The organism is Staphylococcus sp. FSL W8-0774 (assembly GCF_038006785.1).
GTDB classification, from domain to species: domain Bacteria; phylum Bacillota; class Bacilli; order Staphylococcales; family Staphylococcaceae; genus Staphylococcus; species Staphylococcus pasteuri.
Map to the genome: position 1 here is coordinate 1 of NZ_JBBOVW010000002.1, position 23,201 is coordinate 23,201.

General features: G+C 28.2%; 27 protein-coding genes. 21 read left to right on the forward strand and 6 right to left on the reverse strand.

All coding sequences use genetic code 11. From position 1 onward, the window contains the following. The first annotated feature begins 125 nt into the window (after positions 1-125). The 3 genes from NSQ15_RS12125 (at position 126) to NSQ15_RS12135 (ending at position 2,192) form a co-directional block, all read left to right on the forward strand. A complete protein-coding gene (locus NSQ15_RS12125) occupies positions 126-920 on the forward strand; it encodes a ParA family protein (protein WP_162155501.1) in 795 nt (264 codons plus the stop codon). A gap of 5 nt (positions 921-925) precedes the next feature. Further along, positions 926-1,126, forward strand: a complete 201-nt coding sequence (locus NSQ15_RS12130) for a plasmid replication-associated protein (protein ID WP_162155502.1) — start codon at positions 926-928, stop codon at positions 1,124-1,126. 70 nt (positions 1,127-1,196) lie between these two features. After that, positions 1,197-2,192: a ketoacyl-ACP synthase III gene (locus NSQ15_RS12135; RefSeq protein WP_162155503.1), complete on the forward strand. Its 996-nt coding sequence runs from the start codon at positions 1,197-1,199 to the stop codon at positions 2,190-2,192. Here NSQ15_RS12135 and NSQ15_RS12140 read toward each other — a convergent pair. After that, on the reverse strand, positions 2,172-2,846 hold the full coding sequence (locus tag NSQ15_RS12140; protein WP_162155504.1) for a 4'-phosphopantetheinyl transferase family protein: 675 nt from the start codon (positions 2,844-2,846) through the stop codon (positions 2,172-2,174). The two genes, NSQ15_RS12135 and NSQ15_RS12140, sit on opposite strands and share 21 nt — an antisense overlap. Before the next feature lie 44 nt (positions 2,847-2,890). Between NSQ15_RS12140 and NSQ15_RS12145 the strand changes: the two genes are divergently transcribed. From NSQ15_RS12145 to NSQ15_RS12205, 13 genes are read left to right on the forward strand one after another with little or no spacing between them, the layout of a single operon-like run. Continuing rightward, positions 2,891-3,775 (forward strand): hypothetical protein, encoded by an 885-nt coding sequence (locus tag NSQ15_RS12145; RefSeq protein ID WP_162155505.1) that lies wholly within the window; start codon positions 2,891-2,893, stop codon positions 3,773-3,775. A gap of 17 nt (positions 3,776-3,792) precedes the next feature. Continuing rightward, the gene (locus NSQ15_RS12150) at positions 3,793-5,220 is read left to right on the forward strand and encodes an amino acid adenylation domain-containing protein (protein ID WP_242260090.1); all 1,428 of its coding nucleotides are present in this window, start codon (positions 3,793-3,795) and stop codon (positions 5,218-5,220) included. A 60-nt stretch (positions 5,221-5,280) separates the two neighbouring features. After that, positions 5,281-6,000 (forward strand): SDR family oxidoreductase, encoded by a 720-nt coding sequence (locus NSQ15_RS12155; RefSeq protein ID WP_242260092.1) that lies wholly within the window; start codon positions 5,281-5,283, stop codon positions 5,998-6,000. 19 nt (positions 6,001-6,019) lie between these two features. Continuing rightward, positions 6,020-6,256 carry an acyl carrier protein gene (locus tag NSQ15_RS12160; RefSeq protein WP_242260093.1) on the forward strand — a complete coding sequence of 79 codons (237 nt, stop codon included), beginning with the start codon at positions 6,020-6,022 and terminating at the stop codon, positions 6,254-6,256. Between the two features lie 15 nt (positions 6,257-6,271). Continuing rightward, entirely contained in the window at positions 6,272-7,483 is a 1,212-nt protein-coding gene (locus tag NSQ15_RS12165) for a beta-ketoacyl-[acyl-carrier-protein] synthase family protein (RefSeq protein WP_242260095.1), read from the forward strand. Further along, the gene (locus NSQ15_RS12170; protein ID WP_242260097.1) at positions 7,476-8,678 is read left to right on the forward strand and encodes a beta-ketoacyl synthase N-terminal-like domain-containing protein; all 1,203 of its coding nucleotides are present in this window, start codon (positions 7,476-7,478) and stop codon (positions 8,676-8,678) included. The genes NSQ15_RS12165 and NSQ15_RS12170 overlap by 8 nt, the downstream gene beginning before the upstream one ends. Continuing rightward, positions 8,675-9,079 carry a hypothetical protein gene (locus tag NSQ15_RS12175; RefSeq protein ID WP_242260098.1) on the forward strand — a complete coding sequence of 135 codons (405 nt, stop codon included), beginning with the start codon at positions 8,675-8,677 and terminating at the stop codon, positions 9,077-9,079. The genes NSQ15_RS12170 and NSQ15_RS12175 overlap by 4 nt, the downstream gene beginning before the upstream one ends. 13 nt (positions 9,080-9,092) lie before the next feature. Next, complete coding sequence (locus NSQ15_RS12180) at positions 9,093-10,310, forward strand: NAD(P)/FAD-dependent oxidoreductase (RefSeq protein ID WP_242260100.1); 1,218 nt, start codon at positions 9,093-9,095, stop codon at positions 10,308-10,310. A gap of 8 nt (positions 10,311-10,318) precedes the next feature. Continuing rightward, entirely contained in the window at positions 10,319-11,119 is an 801-nt protein-coding gene (locus NSQ15_RS12185) for an SDR family NAD(P)-dependent oxidoreductase (protein WP_242260108.1), read from the forward strand. A 16-nt stretch (positions 11,120-11,135) separates the two neighbouring features. Continuing rightward, positions 11,136-12,740 (forward strand): phytoene desaturase family protein, encoded by a 1,605-nt coding sequence (locus tag NSQ15_RS12190; RefSeq protein WP_242260110.1) that lies wholly within the window; start codon positions 11,136-11,138, stop codon positions 12,738-12,740. After that, positions 12,733-13,137 (forward strand): hypothetical protein, encoded by a 405-nt coding sequence (locus tag NSQ15_RS12195; protein ID WP_242260112.1) that lies wholly within the window; start codon positions 12,733-12,735, stop codon positions 13,135-13,137. Before NSQ15_RS12190 ends, NSQ15_RS12195 begins: the two co-directional genes overlap by 8 nt. Then, a complete protein-coding gene (locus NSQ15_RS12200) occupies positions 13,130-13,882 on the forward strand; it encodes a class I SAM-dependent methyltransferase (RefSeq protein WP_162155507.1) in 753 nt (250 codons plus the stop codon). The genes NSQ15_RS12195 and NSQ15_RS12200 overlap by 8 nt, the downstream gene beginning before the upstream one ends. Positions 13,883-13,896: 14 nt before the next feature. Further along, on the forward strand, positions 13,897-14,151 hold the full coding sequence (locus tag NSQ15_RS12205; protein ID WP_162155508.1) for an acyl carrier protein: 255 nt from the start codon (positions 13,897-13,899) through the stop codon (positions 14,149-14,151). A 27-nt stretch (positions 14,152-14,178) separates the two neighbouring features. Here the strand turns inward: NSQ15_RS12205 and NSQ15_RS12210 are convergent, their stop codons facing one another. Beyond that, positions 14,179-15,129 (reverse strand): alpha/beta fold hydrolase, encoded by a 951-nt coding sequence (locus NSQ15_RS12210; RefSeq protein ID WP_162162633.1) that lies wholly within the window; start codon positions 15,127-15,129, stop codon positions 14,179-14,181. A gap of 94 nt (positions 15,130-15,223) precedes the next feature. Then, positions 15,224-15,832: a recombinase family protein gene (locus NSQ15_RS12215; RefSeq protein WP_242260116.1), complete on the reverse strand. Its 609-nt coding sequence runs from the start codon at positions 15,830-15,832 to the stop codon at positions 15,224-15,226. A 334-nt stretch (positions 15,833-16,166) separates the two neighbouring features. On the opposite strand from NSQ15_RS12215, the gene NSQ15_RS12220 reads away from it, so the two are divergent. Then, positions 16,167-17,051: a hypothetical protein gene (locus tag NSQ15_RS12220; protein WP_242260122.1), complete on the forward strand. Its 885-nt coding sequence runs from the start codon at positions 16,167-16,169 to the stop codon at positions 17,049-17,051. A 139-nt stretch (positions 17,052-17,190) separates the two neighbouring features. Here NSQ15_RS12220 and NSQ15_RS12225 read toward each other — a convergent pair whose 3' ends face one another. Continuing rightward, complete coding sequence (locus tag NSQ15_RS12225) at positions 17,191-17,286, reverse strand: type I toxin-antitoxin system Fst family toxin (protein WP_161575781.1); 96 nt, start codon at positions 17,284-17,286, stop codon at positions 17,191-17,193. 244 nt (positions 17,287-17,530) lie between these two features. Further along, the gene (locus NSQ15_RS12230; RefSeq protein ID WP_161575782.1) at positions 17,531-18,781 is read right to left on the reverse strand and encodes a helix-turn-helix domain-containing protein; all 1,251 of its coding nucleotides are present in this window, start codon (positions 18,779-18,781) and stop codon (positions 17,531-17,533) included. A 196-nt stretch (positions 18,782-18,977) separates the two neighbouring features. Between NSQ15_RS12230 and NSQ15_RS12235 the strand changes: the two genes are divergently transcribed. The 4 genes from NSQ15_RS12235 (at position 18,978) to NSQ15_RS12250 (ending at position 21,661) form a co-directional block, all read left to right on the forward strand. After that, the gene (locus NSQ15_RS12235; protein WP_340747192.1) at positions 18,978-19,298 is read left to right on the forward strand and encodes a hypothetical protein; all 321 of its coding nucleotides are present in this window, start codon (positions 18,978-18,980) and stop codon (positions 19,296-19,298) included. Continuing rightward, on the forward strand, positions 19,298-20,374 hold the full coding sequence (locus NSQ15_RS12240; RefSeq protein ID WP_340747193.1) for a cell division protein FtsK: 1,077 nt from the start codon (positions 19,298-19,300) through the stop codon (positions 20,372-20,374). Before NSQ15_RS12235 ends, NSQ15_RS12240 begins: the two co-directional genes overlap by 1 nt. Next, positions 20,374-20,967, forward strand: a complete 594-nt coding sequence (locus NSQ15_RS12245; RefSeq protein WP_340747194.1) for a hypothetical protein — start codon at positions 20,374-20,376, stop codon at positions 20,965-20,967. Before NSQ15_RS12240 ends, NSQ15_RS12245 begins: the two co-directional genes overlap by 1 nt. 124 nt (positions 20,968-21,091) lie before the next feature. Then, positions 21,092-21,661 carry a replication protein gene (locus tag NSQ15_RS12250; protein ID WP_242260126.1) on the forward strand — a complete coding sequence of 190 codons (570 nt, stop codon included), beginning with the start codon at positions 21,092-21,094 and terminating at the stop codon, positions 21,659-21,661. Here the strand turns inward: NSQ15_RS12250 and NSQ15_RS12255 are convergent. Next, complete coding sequence (locus NSQ15_RS12255; protein ID WP_242260128.1) at positions 21,652-22,587, reverse strand: replication initiator protein A; 936 nt, start codon at positions 22,585-22,587, stop codon at positions 21,652-21,654. The genes NSQ15_RS12250 and NSQ15_RS12255 overlap by 10 nt on opposite strands. Positions 22,588-23,201 lie beyond the last annotated feature (614 nt).

Sequence of the window (23,201 nt, forward strand, 5' to 3'; positions counted from 1 at the left end):
AAAGACATAGTGAATAGGAATTGAAAAAAAATAAGTTCAGTAGTAACATGTTACATGTAACAAAAAATAATTACGATAATAAACTAATGTATACAACAAAGACATAGTGAATAGGAGGTTTTATTTTGAGCATAATAACAGTTGGTAATTTTAAAGGTGGTGTTGGTAAAACTACAGTAGCCACTTTACTTTCTTACATTGCATCTGAAAATTATGATAAAAAAGTGCTTTTAATAGATTTTGATCCTCAGGGAAATGCAACTCAAATAATGAAAAGAACTTATCCAGAATTTGAAGAAGAAAAGATTTCATTTATAAACATGCTAAAAAATGGAAATATAGACCAAAGTATCGTGAAATTAACTTCTAAATTATCACTATTACCAGCGGATTCATCTTTGGCTAACTTATCCGATATTATTTCAAAGACAGATATCCTAAAGAAAAGATATATTTTAAAAAATGTGGTTGAAAAAATTAAAGAGATTCACGATTTCGACTATATATTTATAGATGTACCGCCTACTATTAACTCTGATTTTACTAATAATGCTGTTTATGCAAGTGACTACATTCTAATGGTATTTCAAACACAACAATCTGCTTATGAAAGTAGTCTTTCATTTGTTAATTTTTTAAGGGATAGAAAAAAAGAATCGAATTTATCGTTTGAATTAGTTGGAGCTGTTCCAGTATTAATAAAAAAAAGTGGGCGAGTGGATAAGCAGATATTAGATATGTCTAAATCAGCATTTTCTGAGGCACTATTTGAGAATCAGATATACCAAAGAGAAAGAATAAAAAAGTTTGCTGCTGATGGAATAAAAGATAAAGACATGCATGACAAAAAAGTTATATATATGTTTAACCAAGTTTACGAAGAACTACTGAATAGAATTAGATTAATTGAGGGTGAGTGATATTTATGGCAGGATTTTTAGATAATATAGATACATCTGAGGTAAAATATACAGAGAATTATAAACCAGTATCTAAAAGTATGACTATGAGAGTGGATACTGATATCAAAAAAAGACTAAATCAAATGGCACTAGATAAAGATACATCTATAAAAGCTATAGTTGATGAAGTGTTAGAGGAGTTTTTAAAAAAAAATGAGTATTAATAAAATTGAGACTAATATTGGTATGACGTATAATTGTCATTTAAGAAATTAAATGTAAAGGATGAATAGAATGAAATCAGAAGCTAGAATTACTGCTCAAGGAGCTTACGTTCCTTCAAAAACACTCACAAACGATGATCTAGAAGATATCGTAGATACAAATGATGAGTGGATAGTTACACGTACAGGTATAAAAGAACGAAGAATTAGTGAAAGAAGTGAACAAACAAGTGATTTAGCATATAAAGCGGTAATAGATTTACAAAACAAATACGGCAAAGACATAAAAGATGTTGATTTTATCATAGTATGTACACTAACACCAGACTTTAAAACTCCAAGTGTATCATCATATTTACAATATAAACTTGGAATTGAAAACGCAGGAGCCATAGATATAAATGCGGCTTGTGCAGGGTTTACTTATGGCTTATATTTAGCTAATTCTTTAATTACAGCTAGTATCAATAAAAAGATATTAGTTATAGGAGCAGAAAATTTATCTAAAATCACTGATTATACAGATCGTTCAACATGTATTTTATTTGGAGATGGAGCAGGAGCATTCTTAATTGAAAAAGACGAAGACAATCCTAGCTTCATCTCTGTTGTTAACGGATCTAATGGGGCTAAGGGAAAAAATTTATATGCAAGTAATATAAGTAATAGACTAGATGGAGAATTAATTAATACAAATGGTTTGATTAAACAAAATGGAAGAGAGGTTTATAAATGGGCTGTTTCTACATTACCGAAAAAGATAAATGAACTAGCAGAATCTTGCAATTTAAAACTTAGTGATATAGATTGGCTTATTCCTCATAGTGCAAATCTGAGAATGTTAGAATCAATCTGTGAAAGAGTAGCGTTTCCTAAAGAGCGATTGATAACTAGTATAAGAAATATGGGCAATACTTCTTCAGCGTCTATTCCATTATCTGTAAATTTGGCGGTACAAGATAAAAGATTAGTAAAAAATCAAAAAGTAATGTTATTTGGTTTTGGAGGCGGACTAGCTTACTCTGGATTAGTTGTTAACTGGAACTTAGATGAAAAAATCAATTAATTCCTCTAGATATACTTCAATCATATGAAGGTCTCTAATTTTATAGGTGCTACATAAAGTAATAATAAATTTATCGTTTAAATATGTGGTATAAAAATAATAATCAGTTCCTTTGTAACTTTTTTTATAAATAGGCATGTAATTAAAAACCATATTTGTATTAAGAATACTGTGAAAAAACCCCATGCCTAAACATTTAACAAAACTTTCTTTTTGAGTCCATATTTTAAAATATTCAAGTTTTTTCTTTTTATTATTAGAAAAAGAATATATATATTCTTTTTCTTTTGATGAAAAGAATTTTTTTATTATGTCATAGTTGAAAAAATCTATACTTTCTATGTCAATACCAATAGGTTTCTCACTAAATACTAACACTATATTATCTCTAGAATGGGATAGGTTAAAATAAAGATCACATTCTTCTATAAAAGGTTTATTGTATTTTGTTCTTTTTAAAGATAAATGATCGATATTATAATTGTAGTAATTATAAAAACAATATTGTAAGAGTAATTTACTGATTAATGAATTGTATTTAGAATTACGGTTTTTAATTTTAATTATTCTATCTTTTTCGATAACATTATTAATTAGGAGATTAAAATTTTCATCAATTATTTTGTTCTTTCTTGCTATAAAAAATATTCTCATAAAATCACCCCTTCAATATATCACATTATAAAGGAGAAAGTTTAATGAATAAAGTTAGTTCATATTTAAAAGAAGAATTTTTGGATTGTTGTGAGTTGTTTCTTTGTTCGTTCCTTGATAGATATGGGTATGAATATAGACATTTATTTGTTAGAAACTGGTGTTTAAGAGATTCCAACTTGTTTGAAGATAATATAAAAATATCTAATGATTATGTTTATATAGAAAGAGCTAATTTTTGGGAAGAATTAAATAATACATTTGGTATTAATACGATTTGGCATTTCAATGTATTAGAAAACTTTTTACAAAAAGGCGATAACTTATTTTTACATTTAGTAGATGCTAAACATTTACCTTGGATGAAAATATATTTCAATAGAGAAAGCGCTGAACATTATATATATATATATAGTTACGATGATCAAAGTAATCAATTTTATGTTATAGATTTAAAATTAAATTTTAGAGGATGGGTGGATTTTGACATTATACATAATGCATATGCATCTATGGGCAAAAGGACTTTTGAATACACTAAACCTAATTATAAAATTAACACATATAATGAAAGCAACATCAAAAAATCTCAAGATGAAGCTTATAGAAGTATTAAAAAAATCGCAAGATTTTTAAATGAAATGAAAGAAACAAAAGAAAGCGATTTATTGAATAAACAAGATATTTTAGCTTTTAGAATTAAACAAGTAATTGAAGTAAAATTAAGTTTTGTAGAGTTTTTAAAAAGTAATCATGATACTGACAGTTCAATATTGCAAAAAGCGTGTATTAGTACTGTCAAATCTTGGAAGATTCTTAGAACATATTTGATGAAAGGAAAAATAAAAAGGCACTATGATATCGAAAAAATTTATAATATCGCAGATAATATCTTGGAAAATGAACTAAATGTTTTAAAGCATTTTTGATTGGAGAGAATTTAAGTATGTCAATTTCAAATAGTATTTATGAACATTTTATGAAACAAGTTTTTATAACTCCAGGTAACATAGCTATAGAATATGGTGAAGAAAAAATAACGTACAATGACTTGAAAAATAGAGTTGATACATGCGCTAATATCATAAATAATAATCTAAAATGTTCAAATAATGCTATTGGAGTGTGTATGAATAAATCAATTGATTTTATAGTTGTTATTTTTGCAATTATGAAAACAAAAAATATTTATGTTCCTTTAGATTTTGGTTATCCGGAAGAACGGTTAGAATATATTATGCAAGATTCGCAAATTGATTATGTGTTTTTAGATGAAAATACAAAGGAAAAAAATATTTTCACCTCCAAAAAGCAACTCTTTATAGATATGAACTATGAAAAAGCAGCTATTAATTATTATTTTGACAATAACGTTGCCTATATTATGTATACTTCTGGTACTACAGGCTTACCTAAAGGAGTTATAACAACACATAATAATATTCTATCTAGAACTTTGAATCCCAAATACCTAAAAATATTTTATGAAGATAAATTTCTATGGGGGTCAAATTATTGTTTTGATGCTTCTAGCTTCGAAATTTTTACACCTTTATTAAATGGAGCAACATTAGTAATTCCAACTCAAAAGGGAATGCAATATTTATATCAACTACCTAACATAATAGAAAAAAATAATATAACAGTTTGTTTTTTTACTACCTCGCTTTTTAATGTTTTAGCTGAAGGAAATCTAAATAAACTAAAAAAATTGAGGGTTTTATTATTTGGTGGAGAAAAAGTTTCAGTTAGTCATGCTAATTTAGTTAATCAAGCTTTAAAAAAAACTGAAATTATACATGTATATGGTCCAACTGAAACAACAATATTTGCTACTTACCATGTATTAAATAAAAAAATAAAATACAACACTACTATACCGATTGGTAAGCCTATAGATGGAACTACGATTCAAATATCTAGTGAAAATAAGGAGTTATTGATATCTGGAGAAGGCGTTAGTTTAGGTTATTTAAATAAAAAAGAGATAACAGATAAAAAGTTTACATTTAATTCTAATTATAAAATGTATAGAACTGGGGATCGAGTCGAATATGATAATAAAAAAGAAATAATATTCGAAGGTAGAATTGATAACCAAGTTAAAATACGGGGATTTCGTATTGAATTAGAAGAGGTTGAAAATGTTCTTGAAAATCATTTTTTAATAAAAGAAGCATATGTGACTTGTGAAAAAGATAAACTTATAGCTTTTGTCAGAACGGAGAAACAGTTGAGTATAGAATATCTTTATAATTATTTAAGTCAAAAACTACCAGAATTCACAATCCCTTCAATTTTTAAAGAGGTATCAAGTTTCCCCTTAAATGCAAATGGAAAAGTTGATCGAAAAAAGTTAATAAATTTGATTTGATGTTTTATTTATAAATCTAAAAATGTTATTTTTAATATATAGTTAGAGGGGGTGATTATATTGTTTAAGAATAAGAATTTCTTGGTAGTAGGTGGTTCTAGAGGAATAGGTAAATCTGTAGTCCTAAAGTTACATAATATGGGCGCTAGAGTAATATTTACATATGTGTCAGATGATGAATCAGCTAACATATTAGAACAATATGGAGAGAATATTCAAAAGTTAAAAGTTGATTCAACGAATTATGATGAAGTCATTAGTATTACTAAGAAAATGTTTTCAGAATTTTCTATTGATGGTTTAGTTATATGCGCAGGAATTACCGATGATAAATCTCTTATTATGATGGGAAAAGAATCATGGGATAAAGTCATAGATGTGAATTTAACAGGGACTTTTAACTATTTGAAAAGTGTTTCATATAACTTTATTAAACAAGGCTATGGATCGATAGTTTGTATTAGTTCAGTTAATGGTCTTACAGGTTCTAGTGGGCAATCTAATTATGCTGCTTCTAAAGCAGGTCAAATAGCATTAGTAAAATCTCTTTCTAAAGAAATAGCTAGATTTAATGTTAGAGCTAATATTATTGCACCTGGTTATATTAACACTGATATGTTTCACAAGTTAAGTAAAAAAGAAATAGAAAATGTAGAAAATTCAATTCCTATGAAAAGAATTGGGGAACCAGAAGAAGTAGCTAATTTAGTTTCGTTTTTACTATCTGAAGAATCTACATATATCACAGGGTCTGTCATAGAAGTAAATGGTGGAATGTAAAAATTGGAGGAAATATTTTATGGAATTAAAACAAGAATTGAAAGAATTAGTATCAGAAATAATAGAAATTGATGATTTTAAAGAAGATGATAATTTTGTAGAAGATTTAGGTGTTGATTCAATGATGGCTTTAGAAATTGTAGTAAGAATTGAAAAAAAATACCAGATATCTATACCAGAAGAAGAACTACCTAATATACAAAGTTTAAACCAAGTTTATGAAATTGTTAGTAACTTAATTAATAAAAATAAATAAAAAAGGTGTAGGGAAATGAGAAAAAGAGTAGTTATTACTGGATTAGGCGCAGTTTCTCCATTAGGAATAGGGCATCAAAATTTTTGGGAAAATATTTGTGCGGGTAAAAACGGAATTACAGATATTAATTACTTTGATGTTTCAAATTTCTCAATTAAGAAAGGGGGGGAAATTAAAGATTTTGATATAAACAACTATTTTGATTCTCAAAAAAGATATGATCAATTAAGTAGAACTTGTCAATTCTCGCTTTTAGCAACAAAGTTGGCAATGGAAGATGCGGGGCTTGCAAATCATTGTGATGCGAAAATAGGTGTTTGTATGGGAACAACCATGGGAAACCAGTCTATCATTGAAGATGATTTAACAAGTAGATTAAAATATCATTCTACTCAAAACAACATTGAATTTTATCCTAGCACAAATATTTCTGCTACTGTTTCAAAATATTTAAAGGCTAGTGGTCCAAGTATTACAATTCCTACTGCTTGTGCAGCTGGAAACTATGCAATTTCTTATGGTGCTGAAATGATAAAAGACGAAAAAGTGGATATGGCTTATGTTGGTGGTGCCGATGGTTTGTCAAGAAGTTGTTTTGCATTATTTCATCGATTAGGCGCTATGTCCCCAGATTTTTGTAGACCTTTTGATAAAAATAGACAAGGTATGATGGTATCTGAGGGAGCAGGAGTTTTAGTTTTAGAAAGTTTGGAATCGGCATTAAATCGTAATGCATACATATATGCTGAAATAATTGGGCATGGACTTTCGTGTGATGCCTATCACTCTACAGCACCTCACCCTGAAGGATTAGGTGCAACTTTAGCAATGTTAAAGGCATTGAAATCAGCTAATATAAAAGCTAATGAAGTTTCTTATATTAGTGCACATGGAACAGGAACAAAAGCTAATGATTCTACGGAATCTAAAGCTTTGTACAGAGTGTTTAAAGAATATACAGATAGAATACCTGTAAGTTCATTAAAATCAATGATAGGCCATACTATGGGTGCTGCAAGTGGATTAGAAGCTATATCATCTGTATTGACAATAAAAAATAATACGATTCCACCAACAATTAATTACACATGTCCAGATTCAGATTGTATAAAGAATGTGGTGCCTAACCATAAAATTAATAAAGATATAAATATAGTTTTAAGTAACTCTTTTGCTTTTGGTGGCAACATTTGTTCAATAGTTTTTGGAGGTGTTAAAAATGGATAAAGATACAGTAGTTATTTCGGGAATAGGTTGTATATCGGCATTTGGATATTCAATAGATGATTTTTGGAGGGGAATAACTAGTCAAACGCAGATGAATACCACTTTAACTAATAGCGATGATTTTTTAAATATTCCTGCATTTCAACAGGTAGTTATAAAAAATTGGAATCCAGAATCAATTTTAGAAAAAAAGGGTTTAAAGTATATGACTAGAAGTACCCAATTTTTACTGAGTTCCGCAAATCTTAGCTATGAGAATGAAGGTTATTATGCTGACAGAGATATAGGTATTACTGTAGCCACTAATTTTTCAGGTGTTCAGTCTGTTTCAGAGTATGATTATACTATTTTAACAGAAGGTCCACAATATGTTAGCCCTATGCAAGCGCCAAACACCTTAACTAATGCTCCTTCTGCTCAACTAGCTATAAAATTAAATGCTAGAGCATTTAATACTACCCTATCTACAGGACAATGCTCATCCATAAATTCACTTATATATGGAATTGAGTCAATAAAAAAGAATTTTTCTAAATGTGTATTTGTTTCTGGAGTAGAGGAATTAAATAAACGTACTAATTGGATTTACTATAATATGGGACTAATAAATAATAACACTACTCTTGGAACACCATATAGTTCAAATAGTACTGCTATCATTCCTAGTGAAGGGTCCGGGACTTTATTTTTAGAAACATATAAAAATTGTATTAAGAGAGGCCAAAAACCTATAAATTATATTACGTCTTATACAGAGTCTTATAGTTATGATACAAATGATATTTGTGATGACATAATTTCGAATATAAAAAAGACTATAGAAAAAGATATGGAAAATACTAAGATAGTTGGCGTTTTTTCTGGAGCAAATGGAATTTATAATAATGATTCGATAGAATTATCAGCTATTCAAAAAGTTTTTGAAAATTGTGACGATATTAAAATTTCTCCAATAAAGGGAAGATTAGGGGATACATATGGCAATTCTGGAATGTTTCAAATTATTTCTGCAATTTTATCTTTTAAATTTAAAACAATACCTTATGCTTTAGATTTAAATTGTATAGACTTTCAATCGCAAAGATTTCAAAACTACAATTATGATTTTGATAAAAATGACGGTTTTTTGATTTTATCTTGGGATTTGTCCGGTCATATAACATCTTTAATTCTTAAAAGCGGAGAAGCCAGATGATTAATTATGAAGAAATAAAAGAGAAATTGCCTCAACAATATCCTTTTATTATGATTAGGCAGGCAAATTTTAATAAAAACCAGCAGTCTTTACAAAGTTATATGTTTTTATCTGATTTTCAAAATATTAATAGTATTTATCCTTTCTCTTTTATAGTTGAAGGAGCAGCACAAAGTTGTATTATATTATATAAACTTTTATTTCCACATAGTGAGAAAAAACAGTTTTTATTAACAGGTATTAATAATACTCAGATAAATAGGCAATGTATGATAGGGGAAAGATTAATATATGTATGTTCTTTTACAAGAACTTTTGAAAAAGGTGCTTTTTCGGAGATAAAATTATATAGTGATACAGAATATATTGGTGAAATTAACTTAAGTTTTTTTATGAATTAGAAAGGTTGATTTTTTGAAAAAAACAATAATTATAATTGGTGGAGGAATAGCAGGATTATCCTCGGCTTATTTTTTGTCTCAGCAAGGTTTTCAAGTGAAAATTTTAGAAAAAGAAAAAAACAAAGATATTGATAAGATATGTACTTCTGTAATTAATCCTAGAACTTTAACTAAATTATCTCAAATGGGATTACTAAAGTATTTACTTGATTATGATTTTTTACATATCGACGGTATTAAAGGTTTAAGTTATGATGACACTGAATTCAAAGGTTTTTATGATAATTCCTATCCATATTTAAATTTTGGATATACTGTTCCTAGATCAATTTTAAGTAAAAACATGCATCATCTTATTGAAAACTTAGAAGATGTTGAATACTTTAATGATTGGAAAGTTCAAAAGACTATTTCAAAAAAAGACTTCATTATAGGAGTTGAGGGAGTAAATAACGGTAAATTAGAAAAAGTTTTTGGTGACTTAATTATAGATGCTTCGGGTAGAAATTCTGTAATATTAAAAAATAACAATATGGTCGAAAATTTAGAGAGTCATAAAAGATATGCAATTATATGCCAATATAAAAATGTTGGTTTTTCAGATAATCTATTTTCAATAGGAACACATTATTATATCGAACCAGGATATTTTTGTGTATTTCCAATAGATAAAAATAACGTAATATTAGCGTTTATATTATCAGAAAAATTGTGGAATGAAGCTAAGCAAAATACAGAAGAATGGATAGATGGTTTTATTCATAGAAAAGACTTTAAATGGAAGCATTGGTTTGATAATTCAACTAGAGAAACTAAAGTGGTAAAATTTGGACCGCTAGGTTTTAAAGTAAAGAAAAAAGTTATAAAAGGTGTGTTACCTGTAGGTGATACAAATGGATTTTATGATCCCTTAACTGGAGAAGGTATAGGTTATGCCATTGATTCAAGTATAGAAGCTAGTAAAGTAGCTAAAGAACTTTTAACATCTGATGTTGATAAAAATTGGTTTACTATACAGAAAAATTTAATCTCTAATTTACATGCTATGAAAGAAGAAAGTAATAATCATCTTTATAATATGCATAAGCTACTAAAAAGTCCTTTGCTTTACAATCGATTCATTAAATATTTATCAAAAAATCAAAAAGCCGCTAATTGGTCTGCTTGTTCTTTTGCCAATATGTTACCTAAAGGTCAAAGAAACACTCAAGAACTTATGAGACAATTTTAAGTAAGGAGATGTTTGAAATTACATATAAAGTTTACTTAATAACAGGCGCCTCCAAAGGTATTGGAAGAAACTTAGCATTGAATTTGTGTAATAGTGGACATCATGTAATATGCACTCATTATAATGATTTAGAAAATGTGAATATTATACTAAAAGAAGTTCAAAATATGGATGGTAGCATTAGGTTTTTTAATCATGATGCCACAAAATCTGATGGTATAGATAGTATTATTCGGTATATCTTAGATAATTATGGAAAAATAGATGCTCTTATAAATAATGCAGGGTATAAGTTAGACAAAGCTTTTTTATTAACGAGTGAAGAGATGTGGCATGAACAAATGAATATTAATATAAATAGTGCCTACTACTTTTCAAAAAAAGTTTTGAAAAGTATGATTATAAGAAAACAAGGGAAAATAATTAATATGGGCGCAGTAAGTGGTGCTCATATAGCAGGTCCTAGACAAGTCGCCTATGGTGCTTCTAAGAGTGCTTTAGTTGGAATGACTAAATCTTTAGCCTATGAATTAGCAGAATATAATATAAAAGTAAATATGGTTACAGGTGGTATGATTGATACTGAGGGAATGATGTTTGATCAACAAATGAAACAGACATGGGCTAATCACATACCATTAAAAAGGTTAGGAAATTCTGAAGAAGTTGCAAATATGATTGAATATTTACTTTCATCTAAAGCTGATTATATAACTGGACAAGAATTCATATTAGATGGAGGAATGACTCTTTTAGGATTTACGAATTTAAAATCAATGTTTCCAGATAAATATAAAGGACTATATTAATATTGGAGGATTTGTAGTGATATCTACTCAAAATAAAAAAAATAGATATACTGAAAAAAATATCGAAGATACTTATGATGTTATCATTATAGGTGCCGGTATAGGTGGACTGTTTGCAGCTAATTTTTTAGCTTTCCATAATATAAAAACCTTACTTGTTGAACAACACAATGTTGTAGGTGGGCTAATGCAAGGAGGATGGAAAAAAAATAATTATTTTGATTATGGAACACAGTCTAATGAAATAAAAGGTGGAATTTTACCTGCTTTACAGTATTTAAAGTTAGATGATCGTATCACTTTTAAAAAATGTACTCATAGATTAGTTTCTGATGATGGACTTGATCTAAAATTAGGAAATTTAGATGATGCTAAGAGCGCTTTCAAAAAAGCATATCCTAATGATTCTGAGAATATAGAAGAGTATTTTGAATTTTATAAAAAGGTAACATCTATTGCTAAATTAGAAAATGAAGACGGAATGAAGGGTTTAATTGAAACTGATACTTCTTCATTTATGCCCGACTATAAAAAATATTGGCAAAATAAGTCATATTATAAAGATTTATTGTATTATGATTCCATACCTGCTTCTAAAAAGGCTAAAGAAATACTTGGTATACGTAACCCTATCTCTAAAGTACTTACTAATCTTGGTTATAGAAACTGCAGTACCTTAGCTACTGGTATTTTTTGGTATTTATGGCAAGATGATTATTATTATAATATTGGCGGTAAACAATATTTTATGGATACTTTAGCTCATGCATTTGTAGAAAGAGGAGGTACTTTAAGTACTAATACTAAAGTAGAAAAAATTCTCACTAAAAATAATTCAGCTTCAGGCATACAGTTTTCTAATGGAGAAACTGTACGAGGAAAGTATATAATTTCTAACGCTGATATGAAAGGGACAATAAAATATTTATTAAATGGTCATGAAAGTATGAAAGATTGGAATGATGAAATAGAAAACAATATAACTGCTGAAGCTTTTTTCACTGTTTATTTGACTTTAGATATGTCTATAGATGAGTTAAAGAAATACTTAAAGAATTCACATCATGTTTGGTATTATCCAACGCAAAGCCAAACCGTCACTCCATTTAATAAGGAATTTCATAAAAGTTTACCAATGGAAATTTCTGCAGCTTGCTTACATGATTCGAATTTAGTTCAAGATGATAACCATTCTACACTAGTATTACAATCATTTAGTTTCTATGAATGGATGAATAGATGGAAAATAAGTAAGACTGGTCATAAAAGTAAAGAATATTATCATTTAAAAAGAGAAGTTGAAAATCAACTTATTTCTAATTTAGAAAAAATTATACCTGATGTGAAAAAGAGAATTGTCTTTAAACAATCAGCAACTCCGCTTACTCATAAAAGATATACAATGAATGAAAACGGATCAACTGGAGGATGGACTTGGAATCCTAATAAGACCTATGTAAATTTCAACCAACAAAAAATCACCACTCCTATTAATAATTTATATTTTGTAGGTCAATGGACTTTATATCAAGGTAGTTTATTAACTTCTACAATTTCTGGAAAAATTGCTTCGGATTTAATAATTAATAAAGAAAATGAAAGTAGGGAGCCTATTGTATAGTTTAATTTTAAATAATCGTTTTATTAAAAATGACTATATAGGAGAAATTAAAAGTGTATCTTATTCAAACTACCATTATATGGGAGATGTGAATTCTCCTGATATAAGTGGCAAAATAAGAGGTATTGATTACACAAAAAAAATTGACGGAAAGTTACACTCCCATATTCATGAAATTATAACTATAAAAAATTTAGGAAAAATATACATTGAAAGAAATGGTAAAGAAATTTATGAGGATAATTATAATGATGAGACCGTTATAATAAAAGGTAATGGTAAATGTATAACCCCTATAGTGTCATTACAACATATAAATAATTCACAATTGTTATGGAAAGCTACAATCGATAAAAGTAAACTTGATTTTATTGTTGAGGTGACTATTTATGTTTAATAATCCTGATTGGTCTTCTAAAAATATTGTAACTAATTATAATGATTTAGCTCAAAGGTCATTCTTAAAATCATATTATTGGCATTCTTTAATATCTTTAATTAGATCCAACACTTTTAATAATCCCGAAAGTAATATTTTAGAAATTGGTTGTGGCCCAGGTTGGATTAGTATAATATCCAAATTTTTAAGCCCTAATTGCAATTATTATTCAATAGATTTATCTTCTGAAATGATCAATACTGCTAAGTCTAATGCAACAGAGCATGGCATCAATGATATATATTTCTCTGTTGTAAATGCTGAGTCTTTACCATATAGTGACAATTCCTTTGATTTAGTAACAAGCTATGGTGTATTAAGATTACTCAATAACCCTTCAAAAGTTTTAAAAGAATCTTATAGAGTCTTAAAACCTGGAGGATATTTATATTTTTCAGATGTTGGAAATGTGTCTAGTAGTTATCAGATGGAATTAATGAACCAAATAGAGGATTCAAGAGACAAAGAAATTATGAGAGCCGCAATGGCTTCAGCATTATCAAAAGATCAAATTTATAATATATTAAAAGAAACTACTATAGATGGTTGGAAATTTTATATCGGTAATTCTACGGATTCTTCTGAAGTATTAAAGTGGATCAGATATGGATATCCTATTAATAAACTTAACTCTATCCCGTCACCTCCACAATGGTCTGTAGATTTATCAAAAAAATGGAATTATATAACTATATTTAAATAAAGAGAGGTATTAATATGGATTCTTCTTTGATAGAAATCAAACAAAATGTTTTTAAATTATGTTCCAATTTACTTAATAATGAACAAAGTATAGATGACGACGAAGACTTATTTTTAATGGGCTTGTCTTCCTTAGACTTTTTAAAATTAATAACATCTATTGAAGAAAGATATAAAGTTAATTTTGATGAAAATACATTAGCTAATGTAAATGTTACATTCAATACAATAAATAAAATTTCTAACTATGTATATGATTATATAAATTAGTAGAAAAGGTATTAATTTCCTTTTCTACTAATTTTTTAATTCTATTAATTTTTCATTGAACTTTTCATGTTCTTCAACAGGTATATTATGACCTGAATTTTCAAAAAAAACTATACTTTTATTAGGTGCCTTTATTTTTTTATAATATTGTTCTATTAATGAACAAGGTGTATTATAGTCATTCCTACTAACAAAAAATGAAATAGGTGTCTCAATTTTTGTTATTTGTTCAAACAAGTTCGTATTCTTTACATCTTTCCATAAATACTTTAAAGAAAAATAAGATCCCGAAATCCAATTCATTATATCATTATTATTATATTCAGGTCTTTTTTTCATTATATTCAATATTTCAATACTATTTGTTTTATAGGTATATTTGTTAATCATATTCTTTAAACAATTCACATATTCAAACTCATTGTTAGTAAAGTTATATTTTTTATCAATAAGTTTTTGTGCTAATTGAAATTCTTTATTTATGTGCGCTTTTTTTATGACATAATTATAACTTATACGATCACTTATTTGATGGTTTACTGGTTGACATACACTAATATATTTATAAAATAGATCAGGTCTTTTATTTATCATATGTATACCTATTATGGCTCCCCAAGAGTGACCTACTAGATATATCTTTTTCTTCTTAAACTTTTTTATTAAAAATATCACTATCTCTTCTAGTTCCTTAACAAATATATCTAAATTCATTTCTTCAAAATGTATATCCTCATTATACGATAATCCAGCTCCTTTTTGATCCCAATTAACTACTATAAATTCTTTTTCCAGTTTTTTTTGAAATTCTGCTACCCATCCAATTTGTGCATTTCCAGGTCCGCCATGCAAAAATAAAAGTAAAGGATTACTTATATCTTCCCCTCTAAACATCATCCAATGATAGTTTTTATCAATTAATATTTTTTCCAATTTTGAAACACTATTTTTTTTATTTATCTTCTCAGTATATCTCATCTTAAATTACTCCTTTCTTCCATAATTCATTATATGTCTTATTAAATATCAAAAATATCTTAAAAAATAAGTGAGTAGAACCAGAAAAATATTTTCAGTATAATTGATTCCCTCGTTTAATTCTATAAACAGTTTGTCTTGTTATATTCACTTCTTTTGCAATCTTACTAATTGCTTGTCCTTTTTCTAACATTTCTACAACTCGATGATAAATAATGCGTTTCTGAGGATCTTTTGCATTCGCTGAATAAAGTAATGGGCGTCCTTTATATACACCTTTTTCTTTCGCAACTTTAATTCCTTGTGCTTGTCGACGTTTACTTTCATTTCTTTCTTGTTCTGAAACCATCGCTAATATTTGAATAATTAAATCTTTCATAAATTTATCTAATAAGGGATTGCCGATAACTTCGTTCATCATAGGTAAACTAGTAATCATCAATTGAACTTCTTTGTCTTTTAAATAGTTAACTGTGTCGATTACTTCATCATAATTACGTCCTAAACGATCAATTGATTCCACTACAAACCGATCTCCCATTCTTACAAAATTAAGGGCTTCTTGAAATACAGGTCTATTTTCAACTGATTTGCCTGATTGCTTCTCTGTAAAGATTTTCTCCACACCAAACGTCTTTAAATTATCCAATTGTCTTTCTAAATTTTGATCTATCGAAGATACTCTCGCATAGCCTATAATCATTTATTTTCACTCCAAAATTAATATACACCCTAATCATACGTTTTGATTGCGATAATTTCAACAACTTACTTTGTATGATTAGGGTGTACCGTAAATTTATAATAATAAATAAAATAAGAGACAAATGAAATTATATAAAACACTAATTTCATTTGTCTCTTATTAATACATGTATTATAATTAAGATTGATATATTTGTATTATTTAGTTTCATGACAAGCTATCATTATCTTATGTAGATGTAATATTTTTATCACAAATAATATGATACATCACGTAAGTTTAAATGTAAAGTGAAATTTTTACAGTCAAATAACTTATAAGGAAGATAAATATGAAAATTGAACAAGCTTTATTTATTTACGAAGGGTATTCAGAAGAAATGGAAGTTGAGGATATACGAGATCATGAAAATTTTACATTAATTAAAAATCATTTATACTGTGCGACTCCAGGATGTAAGTGTCCTTTAATTTATGCTAATGGGCAAAATCCATATTTGAGAACTTTCCCAAAACAAAATCATAGTGTAAACTGTCCTTATTCTTTGCAAAGAATTGAATCTAAAAACAAAAGCCAAAACGAAGAAATTGTAAAAAGAGGCTTTTCAAATGAAGAGATTCAAACAAAACATAAATACGCTTTTGCTAAATATTTTAGCCCTTCGAAAAAGAAGAGTGACAACAAACAAAACAAAAGTAACACAAGTAAGACTGTTAATTCTAATAGTGAAACTGAAAAAACAGTATCCATTTCTCCAGCGTTAGATAAAATTGAAAATACTAATAAATCAAAAACAAAATCAATTCAAACCAATCATTTAAGTATAAATGAGATAGACGATAAAAATGTAAATAAAGTAGTTAATATAGTTGGCACTGTATCGTATGTGAATTATGATAAAAAGAATTCTGCATTTGTTTTAAAATTAGAAGACTATGATAATTATGAAATTATTTTTCCTGAATCATATATAACATCTACTTCTAATCAAGAAGCACTCAAAAATTCATTTATTGGTATATCTAAATTGTCAAAAAAAGAAACAGTAGTTTGTTGTATAACTACAAATTTACAAAAATCAAATGATAAATATCGTCTCCCAATTTACAATGTCAATAGCTTATCTTTTGGTATTTTAGACAGTTCACAAAAACCCCCCTTACCTTTAAATCCATTAAAATTAATGGAAAAGGTATCAAGACAAAAACTTATTTAACTTTAAAATATATCAAATTTTGATTTTCACTCTAACCAATGTTATAATTTGATTAACAAGAATATCTGCATTTTATGCACCAACCCCCTCACTACTAGCATAGTGAGGGGGTTTTTATTGGTGTGGCTTAGTCGCCTATTTACTTATCATCGAGCTTTCGAAGCCAATACGAAAATAACGCGACGATACAACCACTTGCTGCTGTGGTCATGATGTGAACAAGAATATCTGTCATTTTAGCACCTCCTCTCTACGTCTAAATTGACGCCTGAGAGCTAGGCGACTTTTATATTATACCATCTATAATGTCTGAGTTACACATAGCTTATAATAAGGTGAATTATATAATAATATATGATGTAGCATGTCTTATATAACATATAATTTAAAAACTATAATACTTTTTAAACTTTTCACTCAAGTCAAACTCAAAGATTTATTTTAACGGTATAATTGGGAATGTTCTAGTACAAACCTAATCATGTATCATTTTTGTCATTATCAACAAATAGTAAAGATATATTTATTAAATCATTTAAATATCTATCTATATCATAAGTATCTTGCATTTGTTCTTGATAAACTTGAACTAAATCATAATATTCTGTCGGATTAATGATCTTCTTACTGTGTAAATTGATATTTTTTTTAGCTATTCTCTTTGACCGCTCTTCAATCAATGCAAACTTTTGAATCATTGGTCGTGAAAAATTATGCCCTTTAATTCTATTAGGTAAATACTGATCATATTCATAAACCCTATTTAAAATATTAAAAAAACTATCCCTTTGAAATACTAAATCTATATGTTTATCTGACACTATATTATAAGAATATCGAAAAAAATTTTTTTCAAAAAATTCAAGGAATTCCTCAGAATGATAATAATAAAATTCATTAAAAGCCTTTACAAAAACTTTATATCCTATTTCTTTCCAATCTGTCGCTTTAGATCCAAAACTCCCTTCACCTCTAAAATAATTGTCTATGTAGAAGCTCTGTTTGTTTTGTCTAAGCATTACATTTCCTAGATAAAATGATTCAAGATTTTCTACAGTTGATAAAAATTCGTTAGCAAATTCAAAATTTCCAAATAAACATTTTAATAGTATGGAAGATTGCTTCGAAAAACACTGTTTTCCATCCATTAAAAGTTTGTAGTATCTGAAAATATCTTGATTATAAAAAAAATCATCATATGATTGTAATTCTTTTATAATTTGATGTTTTCTTGTTTCTAGTTCTCTTTCACTATATTTTTTCCCATCGATCATATTACTGTATGTATTAAAAGCCATATCTTTTAATTCTTCATTATCTAAATTAAGGTAGGATAGCCTAAAAAATTCTATATCATCACTAAATTCAAAAATCGGTATCTGTTCGACTTTAGGATCTTTTCTATGACTTGGGTTAGTTGTTCCATTCATTAGAATATTAAGTAATATTAATTTGATTAATTGATGTCTTTCTTTACAATTACCAAAAATGAATGTTTTATTATCTATATTCATTAATTCGGAAAAAAAGTTCTCATATTCTTTTGTTAGAAAATGAGGATTTTTCTTTTTTTCTCTTCTCCCGTTTTCTAATGCTGATAATCGATATTTATCAATACTTACTTTATTTTCATATTTTTCACAAAAAACTTCTTGTGTTAAACCTTGAGACTTCCTAAACTTTTTAATTCTATCTCCAATCATTGTATCCATCATACGTTCTAAATTCATTATTACACCTCTGTACTTCATATTTTAAATAATTATTTCTAAAAGTTGGTAGAGTTTTTTACTTGTGGGTCACATTTTTTACTAACAACTTCAATTATAATTTTTGAGAGAATATAATCAATCGCAGATATCTTTGATTAATACTATTTATATTCCTAATCGATGCGCATCAAATAGGATTGAAAGGATGTTTCACATGAAAATTCAAGCCAATTTCAAAAAAGGTGGCTATTCAACTGAAATAGCTTCCAATTATATTGATAATAAAAAACCCATTTATAGCTTAAGTACAAAACTTTATCCACAACAGCGTTTTGAAAATAATCAGCCTACCGGAGAAATTATTGCGTATAAAGCTTGGTTTGTTCAAGAAGGTTTACCACCCTTCACAGTTAAATTCGAAAATGAAGTAACATTACCGAATTATATGAGCGTCATTACTTTTGATAATCTAGAAGCTTGTGAAGTACGTTACGATGTTTATTTCAAAGCTTCAGATCTGAAGGAGGTTAAATAATGACAACCAAAGAGCTCGAACAATACCTCCTACAAAGTTTAAATATGGCATTGGGATCCATGATGCAAGGTGAGACCAGTTATACCAATAGTTTTACCTGCAAGGTTACGGAAGAAGGTTTTTACTTTCTTCCTCGCCTGCCTGCAGGCTACATTATTGATGATGACTTATATCAAAAAATATTTCTCATTGCGAGTGCAGCTTTATATCCCAAGTTCACACTGTTAAAACAAAACTCCGCGTATTTCGTTCCTATGGACACAGATGATATTCACACGCAACGTGCATTGTTTTTTCCATGGCAAAAAGGGATATCTGAACGTTTAGTCATTACGGATTTAGATCGTTTTACTTCAACTCTAATGAACCAACAAATTCCGATTATGAAACAATTAACTTTAAACTATCAAAACATTACATCCATAGCGATCGCAGGTAATTCAGGCAGTGGTAAGTCATATATGCTGACATACTTATTAAGTGTGCTAAAGCCCATATCTGAACTCATTATTGTTGATCCTAAGTTTGATACACCGAGTCGATGGGCGCGTATCCATGATATTACTGTCATTCATCCACATCAAAATCGATCTAAGTCTGATTTTTTATCTGAGATTAATGAAAACTTAAGTCATTGTCTTCAGATTATTCAACAGCGTCAAACAATGCTTTATGACGATCCAGACTATCCATTTGAGCACTTAACCATTGTGATTGATGAAGTGCTTGCTTTAGCTGAGGGTGTCAATAAAGCCATTAAAGATGCGTTTTTTTCGTTACTATCACAAATTGCTTTATTGGGTCGTGCAACCAAAGTCCATTTATTACTGGTGTCTCAACGGTTTGATCATCAAACCATTCCAGTTTCTGTTAGAGAACAACTCAATGTGCTGATTCAAATCGGCAATATTAATAAAAAAACAACACAATTTTTATTCCCAGATTTAGACCCTGAAGGTATTGTGATACCCATTGGTAAAGGGACGGGATTGATTCAAGTGATTGATAGTGAATCTCCCTATCAAGTCTTACCTCTATTATGTCCGACTTTCTATACAAAGGATGGTGTATTGTGATGAGGAAAACCTACTTTATGCGTGTGTATGATATTATTATTTACTTGTTTCTATTTGCTATTTTGACAGTGATTCTTAGTAAACTCTTTGACCTATTGAACATCGCTATATCTCAAATCGATATGCGAAATGTCACACACTATATCACAGTCATTTCAAACGGTTTATATCAACTTACATTTTACTTGTTAGGATTAGCATTGATATTAATGGTTATCGATTTAATCATTCGTTTATTGAAGGATCAAATTACGAATCATATTAAATCTGTCTATCACACAATGGTTTTACGACATTATCTTAAACAAGATATCGACACAACATCATCAAAAGATTGGCAACAAACAGGCGAAACTAAAACAAATTCTGTTGAACGCTATTTTAATAAAGTCGTGGGAAAATCGATTGTTGATGTTCGTCAAAATGAAGTTCGTGTAGCGATTAAAATTCCTCGCAAGCAACAAGCACATGAAATATTAAAGACCATTGAACCTCAGATTCATGAAGAGATTACCCACATGCATCCTAATTACTACTTTTCAGCATCTCAACGACATCATCGTTATCTATGGTTTACAGGTCACAAACGTTAATATACACATGCGCTGTGGTACACGAAGTGATAAACACAAGCGCATGTGTATATTAACAGTGCCATGGGGTTACTACGACCCCCCATGGCATCATTAATCAGTAATCACAGAAAGGATGTCCATGATGACGAAAGATAAACGTTCGAATAAGTGGGCTTTCTTAATATATGAAGAAAGCACGCCATCTAACTACCGAGATATTTTGGAACAGATTCATATTCCTTATATTTTAAGCCCGTGGCACAATCAAGATATAGATCATTCAACTGGAGCAATCAAAAAATCACATAAACACGGTGCTTTATTCTTTGATTCTTTAAAAAGTTATTCTCAAGTCTCTGAATTACTTCAACAACACTTAAATACACCGAGCCATATTGAAATTATTATGTCTCCTAAGGGCATGTTTGATTATTTTATTCATGCCTCTAATTCAGATAAAACACCTTATGATATTAACGATATTGAAAGTGGTTGCGGGTTTGACTTAAATCAATTTTTATTAGATCAAGGTCAGTCTGAAATATTTAATAACATTATTGATATGATTGAAAATCACAATTTTATAGAATTTCAAGATTTAGTAATGTATGCGCGACAACATCATCCATCTTATTTAAATTTGATTATCCAACGGACGTATTTTTTTGCGAAATATTTAGATTCAAGACGACATACGTCCAATCATAAATAGTATGATGTGTCGAATATATGGTTTTGTGGCGCGTTTTGACGGCGCATATTTAAGGAATGCATTTCTTCGAGTTCTGTTTTAATTGAACGCATTAAATAACCTTGCATAGCTTCGACACTTTCGCCTTTTTGAATTAACGTTGCTTTAAAACGTTTGAGCACATTAATCATTTCAAATTCTATGTCTTCTAACATGTATATTGTATTTTTTTCATTATTAAATGATGCTTTACCTTTGAGTATGACGCTTTTAATAATTTGTATTTCACTAACTTCAAAGTTATTTAAATAGGTTTGAAGTTGATCCGGAATTTCTTGAAGTAATTGATATTTTAAAGCATTATTATTAAATTCGTTAGATTGATGATTAGCATGATATGAATGAAATGTATTGTTAGTGATTGTATTTGTACTTTCATTCATATCATACATATCATTAGACTCAGTATCATTAGACTCAGTATCATTAGACTCAGTATCATTAGACTTACAAATTGTAAGTTCTTGAACTATATTTTTGTTAGTTCCAGAACTTACAATTTGTTTGTTCTGGAACTTACGATTTGTAAGTTCCTTGTCATAACTAGGTTCTAAAAGGTATATTTTGTTAGGTCTATTTAGTCCTTGTCTTTCATTTATAATTAAATTGAATTTCTCTAGTTCTTTTTTTAATTTAATAATTTTAGGTTCTCCGTATTGTAAAATGGAACATAATTGTTTATTTGTATATAGTAGATATATATTATTTTCTTCATCAATCCAGTTATTGATTTTGGATAATTCAAAACGATCTTTTAATAGAGCATACATAACTTTTGCTTCGGTTGTCATTTTAGAAAAATAATTATCTTCAAATAAAAATTTGGGTAATTGATAAAAACGAGATGTTTCAAATTTACTAGCGGAAATTTTTTTGAATTTTGACATAATATAAACCTCTTCCTCTGTGAATTTGGGTAGAGGTAATAAAACGCATTCTTAATTTAAAGAACACCTCATTCTTGAAGTTACATTGTTTATACTATATAATTATATATACTTATTATATTAAACAACGCATCTTTTAGAGTATATATGTTAGCGTTTATTACCTAAAGCGTTTAGTCGGGCCAACGACTAAACGCTTTTTAATTTGTTAAAATCTAATTTAATAGTAACAAAGTAAATAACAAGAAACAATAAATTATGTAACTTCCCATAAGTAACATGTTACATGTAACAAAAAATAATTACGATAATAAACTAATGTATACAACAAAGACATAGTGAATAGGAATTGAAAAAATAAGTTCAGTAGTAACATGTTACATGTAACAAAAAATAATTACGATAATAAACTAATGTATACAACAAAGACATAGTGAATAGGAATTGAAAAAATAAGTTCAGTAGTAACATGTTACATGTAACAAAAAATAATTACGATAATAAACTAATGTATACAACAAAGACATAGTGAATAGGAATTGAAAAAATAAGTTCAGTAGTAACATGTTACATGTAACAAAAAATAATTACGATAATAAACTAATGTATACAAC

Bases quoted from the DNA above. Each gene is read 5' to 3' on its own strand.
- NSQ15_RS12215 (WP_242260116.1), bottom strand. From the start codon at position 15,832: ATGATTATAGGCTATGCGAGAGTATCTTCGATAGATCAAAATTTAGAA.
- NSQ15_RS12245 (WP_340747194.1), top strand. From the start codon at position 20,374: ATGAGGAAAACCTACTTTATGCGTGTGTATGATATTATTATTTACTTG.
- NSQ15_RS12165 (WP_242260095.1), top strand. From the start codon at position 6,272: ATGAGAAAAAGAGTAGTTATTACTGGATTAGGCGCAGTTTCTCCATTA.
- NSQ15_RS12235 (WP_340747192.1), top strand. From the start codon at position 18,978: ATGAAAATTCAAGCCAATTTCAAAAAAGGTGGCTATTCAACTGAAATA.
- NSQ15_RS12185 (WP_242260108.1), top strand. From the start codon at position 10,319: ATGTTTGAAATTACATATAAAGTTTACTTAATAACAGGCGCCTCCAAA.
- NSQ15_RS12220 (WP_242260122.1), top strand. From the start codon at position 16,167: ATGAAAATTGAACAAGCTTTATTTATTTACGAAGGGTATTCAGAAGAA.
- NSQ15_RS12175 (WP_242260098.1), top strand. From the start codon at position 8,675: ATGATTAATTATGAAGAAATAAAAGAGAAATTGCCTCAACAATATCCT.
- NSQ15_RS12230 (WP_161575782.1), bottom strand. From the start codon at position 18,781: ATGAATTTAGAACGTATGATGGATACAATGATTGGAGATAGAATTAAA.
- NSQ15_RS12200 (WP_162155507.1), top strand. From the start codon at position 13,130: ATGTTTAATAATCCTGATTGGTCTTCTAAAAATATTGTAACTAATTAT.
- NSQ15_RS12255 (WP_242260128.1), bottom strand. From the start codon at position 22,587: ATGTCAAAATTCAAAAAAATTTCCGCTAGTAAATTTGAAACATCTCGT.
- NSQ15_RS12205 (WP_162155508.1), top strand. From the start codon at position 13,897: ATGGATTCTTCTTTGATAGAAATCAAACAAAATGTTTTTAAATTATGT.
- NSQ15_RS12150 (WP_242260090.1), top strand. From the start codon at position 3,793: ATGTCAATTTCAAATAGTATTTATGAACATTTTATGAAACAAGTTTTT.
- NSQ15_RS12140 (WP_162155504.1), bottom strand. From the start codon at position 2,846: ATGAGAATATTTTTTATAGCAAGAAAGAACAAAATAATTGATGAAAAT.
- NSQ15_RS12145 (WP_162155505.1), top strand. From the start codon at position 2,891: ATGAATAAAGTTAGTTCATATTTAAAAGAAGAATTTTTGGATTGTTGT.
- NSQ15_RS12130 (WP_162155502.1), top strand. From the start codon at position 926: ATGGCAGGATTTTTAGATAATATAGATACATCTGAGGTAAAATATACA.
- NSQ15_RS12170 (WP_242260097.1), top strand. From the start codon at position 7,476: ATGGATAAAGATACAGTAGTTATTTCGGGAATAGGTTGTATATCGGCA.
- NSQ15_RS12160 (WP_242260093.1), top strand. From the start codon at position 6,020: ATGGAATTAAAACAAGAATTGAAAGAATTAGTATCAGAAATAATAGAA.
- NSQ15_RS12210 (WP_162162633.1), bottom strand. From the start codon at position 15,129: ATGAGATATACTGAGAAGATAAATAAAAAAAATAGTGTTTCAAAATTG.
- NSQ15_RS12135 (WP_162155503.1), top strand. From the start codon at position 1,197: ATGAAATCAGAAGCTAGAATTACTGCTCAAGGAGCTTACGTTCCTTCA.
- NSQ15_RS12250 (WP_242260126.1), top strand. From the start codon at position 21,092: ATGACGAAAGATAAACGTTCGAATAAGTGGGCTTTCTTAATATATGAA.
- NSQ15_RS12240 (WP_340747193.1), top strand. From the start codon at position 19,298: ATGACAACCAAAGAGCTCGAACAATACCTCCTACAAAGTTTAAATATG.
- NSQ15_RS12225 (WP_161575781.1), bottom strand. From the start codon at position 17,286: ATGACAGATATTCTTGTTCACATCATGACCACAGCAGCAAGTGGTTGT.